The organism is Planktothrix sp. FACHB-1355, from assembly GCF_014748295.1.
Taxonomy (GTDB): Bacteria; Cyanobacteriota; Cyanobacteriia; order Cyanobacteriales; family Aerosakkonemataceae; genus Aerosakkonema; species Aerosakkonema funiforme_A.
This window is the reverse complement of sequence record NZ_JACJUP010000385.1, coordinates 1-5,357: the sequence shown is the minus strand read 5'-3', so window position 1 is coordinate 5,357 and position 5,357 is coordinate 1. Positions and strand designations below refer to the sequence as shown.

The window sequence follows — 5,357 nt, the reverse complement described above, 5'->3', positions numbered from 1 at the left end:
TTTACACCGCTGACTGTAAGCGAATCCGATCGACTCTCCGCTGATGCAGCAGCAGCCAAGATTGAATCAAATCGGGGCCATGCACGTCGCCGGTGAGAGCAGCTCGGAGACTTCGCATTACTAATCCTTTTTTCAGATTTTGTTCTTTGGTGACTTGTTTGATAATTTCTTGTGTGCCTGCTTCTGTTAGCGGTTGATGGCGATCGAGCGCATCAAGTATTGCTTTGAGTGCGGTTTTGGCGGCTTCCTGCTGTAACTGCGCTTTTCCTTCTTCCGTAAATTCTACATTGGCGGTAAAGAAATATCGAGTCATTTCGATCGCATCCGGTGCAGCTGCCAAATCCGGGCCGATCGCAGTCATAATTTCTTGTAGCCAAGCGCGATCGCTCACTGGCAAACGCACTAAGCTAGGGCCGATCAAAGCCGTAATTTGCTCTAACCAAGCGCGATCGCTCACCGGATCGAATTGATAGCCAGCTGCTTGCCAGTAAGGAATCAGCACATCCGTTAGCTGGGGTACTGGTATCGCGTGCAGGTACTGAGTGTTAATCCAATCCAGCTTCGCCCAGTCAAACTTTGCCCCCGCCTTATTAACGCGATCGAAACTGAACAGCTCGGCGGCTTCAGCCAAAGTAAAAATTTCCTTCGTTGAGTCTGGCGGCGACCAACCCAGCAAAGTCATGTAATTGACCATCGCTTCCGGAGTGTAGCCCAACTTCTTAAAGTCGAAGATGGAAGTCACACCCTTACGTTTAGAAAGTTTTTCTCCCTTTTTGTTCAAAATTAAAGGAGTGTGGGCAAAGTGCGGCACTGCTGCGCCAAAAGCTTCGTAGAGCAGAATTTGTTTGGCGGTGTTGGCGATATGGTCTTCACCCCGGATGACATGAGTAATTTTCATATCAATGTCATCCAACACCACTGCCAAATTGTACAGTGGCTGACCGAAGGGTTCCGTTTCCGAAGCACGGGCAATTACGATATCACCACCCAGATCGCTGCTTTTCCAGGCGATCTTACCCCGTACCATATCGTGCCAAGAAATCTCGCGATCGTCATCGATTTTGAAGCGAATCACCGGACGTCGCCCTTCGGCTTCAAAAGCTGCCTGCTGCTCTGGCGTCAGATTGCGATGTCGTTTATCGTAGCGGGGAGCCTCCTTTCTCGCTATCTGAGCTGCTCGCATTTCTTCCAGTTCCGCTTCGCTGGTGTAGCAACGATAGGCCAAACCTTTATCCAGTAGCGTTTGAATCGCTTGCTTATACAGGTCGAAACGCTGGGTTTGGAAAAATGGCCCTTCATCCCAGTTCAGTCCCAGCCAAGTCAGACCGTCAAGAATGTTTTGGGTGTACTCCGGACGAGAGCGTTCTAAATCCGTGTCTTCAATTCGCAAGATAAACTGCCCGCCTTGATGACGGGCAAACAGCCAATTAAATACAGCCGTTCTGGCCGTACCGATATGTAGATTTCCCGTAGGACTGGGTGCTATCCGAACTCTAACTGTCACAGTTACTTGTCACTTGTTACTTTTTACTTGTCGATCGCTAAAGCCGATGCTAGAATTCTAGTCTTTTCACTGGTGAATTCAGCATTCACAACTTAGCACTTTCTACGGGACTGACGGGGCTCGAACCCGCAACTTCCGCCGTGACAGGGCGGTGCTCTAACCGATTGAACTACAGTCCCTTTTTGGGCACGTTTTCCATTGTGCAGTTCTTTCCCCTTTTTGTCAAACCTGGTTTACAAAACTTTACAATTCTTTCTTTGAGGGCGTCGGGGCTAGGGGAGAGGGATTGGGATTGGGAATAGGGAAGAGATTAATTCTTCCACTCCCCACTCTTCCCCTAGCCCCTAGCCTCTAGCCCCTAGCCCCGACGCCCCTATGGCAACGCGCTTTACTCGCGTTAAGAGCAACGTTAGGAGGACAAAACCAGCGATCGCCCTTGGTTCTGGAATTCTCCGAGGCGGATCGTCATCCTCATCATCCTCAACATACAAACCGAGAGCTGCCACAACATTCTCGTTAGGAATACGTACACCTTCCTCATTCTTCTCCGTCAAACCGAAACCCCCTGCGTACTCCCACATAGCCCATCCAATATCGTACTTTTCCAGGGCAACGCGGGTGTCGTGAATCCAAGCAACGCGATCGTCCTCAGCCACAGAAGAACGGTAAACGCCAAACTCATTCGCGGTTATCCGCACGTTGTTTTCTTGGGCCCAAGCAGCAGCTTCTCCAATCCGCGCTTCTATTTTGGCGGCATCCCACTTTCGATCGCAATAAGATTGCGCCCATTCTCTAGCAGTTTCGTCAATTATTGTGGGGATAAGCGCCGCGCAGTCCTCTTGATTGTAGGGATAAGGGAGATCGTGGAGATATAAAAATGCTTCATCCATCCAATCTGCGCCCTGATGCGTGAAAACCATCGGCTCATAAAAGTGAAAGTTATAAACTACATTTGGATCTTCAACAGGAGTCAGCGCCTTGAGACCGTCTATACTGTCCCAATCGAATCCCTTCGCAATCAAAGTATGATTCGGTGCGCCTTCGCGCATCGCAGCTAGCAGCTTTCCCTGCACTTCATTCCAACGCTCTACAGGATTAATATTGGGATTGTTACTGAGAAAGTAACTGAAGGCAGGTTCATTGAGCGTTTCTAGGAAAACCTGTTCTGGATTGCGAGTACTCAGATGTCCTGCCAAAGTTTTCCAGAACTGACTAACAGAGTTCACAAAAGCATCATCGTTAGCCAAAAGCTCCTTAAATTTATCTTCTGGACTAAGGTCTATTATTACTGACAAGTCCTTTGCCAATATCTTATCTAGGGCGCTGTCCAAATAACTTAAATACTTAGTATTGAGTACTCCTGGGTTGTTTTCATCGAATAAAAAAGCGGAGTCGATCGGCACACGAACGTGTTCAAACCCCAAACTCTTAATGGTTTCCAGATCGCTGTCGGTGATGCGATCGAAGTTAAAGCTAGAGGTTTGGGAAAACCAACCTGTGAGATTAATCCCCCGCGTTAACTCATCAAAGCGCGTATCGACGATGTTGCTAATGCTTTGGTCGCCCTGCAAACTTTCTGAGCCTGAAATAGCTTCATTGGCATAGGCGAGCCCTGGCATCATACAACAGATAATTGTGATGCTAAACAATTTGAAGATCTTCATTTTTTAGTACCAGGCAGATGCAAAGATTCCTGAAGTCTACTTAGTTTGTTAATCCTGCGATGATGTGCAGTTCGCGGTTCGTAGTAATGAACCATCAACTGCGAACCGAAACAAAAAGCTCAGTTTTTCCTCGCGCCAAGGTTATGTAAAATTACAGATTCATTGCTAAGTATTCTTCAGGAATTCCAAAGCAATATGGCATAATTATTAGCGAAAAGCTAGTAAATTTACGTACTTTACTAAAAATTTATACTTGCTTCACAGTAAATTTACATATCTAATGTAAAGATTCTGTAATTTTTATGTGAAGCTTCAGTGTTTTTTCTATGTAATATTTACTTAGTCCCTTTTTGTTTGACTTTTTTAGTTCTTCTTCGCCTTCCAACGCTTGAGGACGATCGGCAAAGCAGATAGCACAGCTAACATTGCCAAAGCACCGAAAAGCTGCCAAGGCGGACGACCTGTAGCCGCTTGTAATCCACCTTGGCCCAACCAAGCATAAGCAAAGGTTCCCGGTACAATTCCAATAGCTGTGGCCAGGATGTAGACTGGTAGGGAAATTGGCGTCAAACCTAACAAATAATTAACCGCATTGAACGGAAAAATAGGGGCGAGACGGATCGATAGGGCAAACCAAAATTCATTTTCCTCAATACCCTGACTGAGTTCGCGCAAGCGATCGCCCTTTTCAAACTGCTGCTTTACCCACTCACCCCCAATAAACCGGGCCACCAAAAAAGCACCCGTTGCCCCCAAAGTCGCCCCAATCACCGTCCATAAAGCACCCCAAATCGCCCCAAACAGCGCCCCGGCTGAGAGCGTTAAAATCGTACCCGGTATAGCAAATAATGTCGCCAAAAAATAAATAACAATATATGCCAGCGGTGCAAAAACTCCTGCCTGCTGCTTGAGGGCTTGTAGATTTTCTGGCATCAACCAAGAACCGACTGGTGTATATTTGAGGAGGATAAAGTCAGCCACGATAAACGCGACTATCCCCACAACCAGTTTTATCCACGAGTGCTTTTTTTGCTCATTTGTCATCGGTCATCTCATTAGTTCAAATTTTTAAACCAAAGCGCCACCGCAACTAGAACCGCACCCCGCCGTACAACCATAACAATAAGCGGCTGTTTGCACTTCGTCAATCAAATCCAAACTGCCCGCTGCTAGTAAATTAGCAACGGTTAAAGGTTCCCCATACCGTGTTTTAGCTGGGATATTTTCCATCTGGTTAAAGTCGCAATCATAAACATTTCCCAGATGATCGATAGAAAGCTCATCCCTGCACATGAGATTTTCGAGCGTGCTGGGATTAAAATTCGATTCCAAAAATTGCAGATAGGGAGCGTAAAGTTTTTGGCGTTGTAGATGCAGCTTTGTCCGTCCGATCGGTAAGTTAGTAATAGTGAACAAGTTGTTAAAATTAATTTTAAATTTATCTAACAAAAACTTTTTATAATCTTGCTCAAGGTTAATCTGATTTGGAGGTAGAGAAAAATTTTCTGTCCTGGGTACTTGAGGATTGTATACTAAGTCAAGAATTAAATTATCTTTTTTAGCGTAGCCTAGCTTGTTAAGCAATTGGAGAGCGCGAATTGAGGCATCGTAAACACCGTTTCCCCGCATTTTATCGACATTATCTTGCAGGTAGCACGGTAAGGAAGCAACTATTCTCAGTTGCAGTTTTGCACAATATTCAGGAATATCTTGAAAACCTTCTTCAAAATAAATCGTCAGGTTCGATCGCACAATCACTTGTTTGCCTGCGTGACGCGCTGCTTCTGCCAGTGGCTTAAAGCCGTAAAGCATTTCGGGTGCGCCGCCAGTCAGGTCAACTATCTTAATTTGGGGGAATTTATAGATAAGTTCAATTAGTCGATCGCAAACTTCTGGAGAAAGTTCTTCAGTGCGTTTTGGCCCAGCTTCCACATGGCAATGAGCGCAGGCAAGATTGCAGCGTTTACCGAGATTTATTTGTAAAACAGTAATGTTCTTTTTACTTAAAGGTTCGCCAAGTTTTTTCCTAAATGGGGTAACTTGTGTGGTAGTCGATCGTGCCTGAACCATTTTGCTTTGGCATAAGTAGGGTGCGTTAACCATAGTGTAACGCACCCCTAACATTATAAAATTGTGGGCCTAACCCACACTGCTAATGTTTCAGATGGTATTGACTAAAGCTAGTTGAC

At 45.8% G+C, this 5,357-nt stretch carries 4 protein-coding genes and 1 tRNA gene; all 5 read right to left on the bottom strand.

The genetic code is table 11. The features are described 5' to 3' along the window. Nucleotide 1 precedes the first annotated feature (1 nt). The 5 genes from gltX to arsS all read right to left on the bottom strand — a co-directional run bounded on the left by gltX (nucleotide 2) and on the right by arsS (nucleotide 5,238). A complete protein-coding gene (gltX, locus tag H6S82_RS16465) occupies nucleotides 2–1,504 on the bottom strand; it encodes a glutamate--tRNA ligase (RefSeq protein WP_190466290.1) in 1,503 nt (500 codons plus the stop codon). A 105-nt stretch (nucleotides 1,505–1,609) separates the two neighbouring features. Next, a tRNA-Asp gene (locus H6S82_RS16460) sits at nucleotides 1,610–1,683 on the bottom strand. Between the two features lie 165 nt (nucleotides 1,684–1,848). Continuing rightward, nucleotides 1,849–3,168, bottom strand: a complete 1,320-nt coding sequence (locus H6S82_RS16455) for a cellulase family glycosylhydrolase (protein WP_190466295.1) — start codon at nucleotides 3,166–3,168, stop codon at nucleotides 1,849–1,851. 363 nt (nucleotides 3,169–3,531) lie between these two features. Beyond that, nucleotides 3,532–4,212: a TVP38/TMEM64 family protein gene (locus H6S82_RS16450; protein ID WP_190466298.1), complete on the bottom strand. Its 681-nt coding sequence runs from the start codon at nucleotides 4,210–4,212 to the stop codon at nucleotides 3,532–3,534. 24 nt (nucleotides 4,213–4,236) lie between these two features. Next, nucleotides 4,237–5,238 (bottom strand): arsenosugar biosynthesis radical SAM (seleno)protein ArsS, encoded by a 1,002-nt coding sequence (gene arsS, locus H6S82_RS16445; protein ID WP_190466338.1) that lies wholly within the window; start codon nucleotides 5,236–5,238, stop codon nucleotides 4,237–4,239. Nucleotides 5,239–5,357 lie beyond the last annotated feature (119 nt).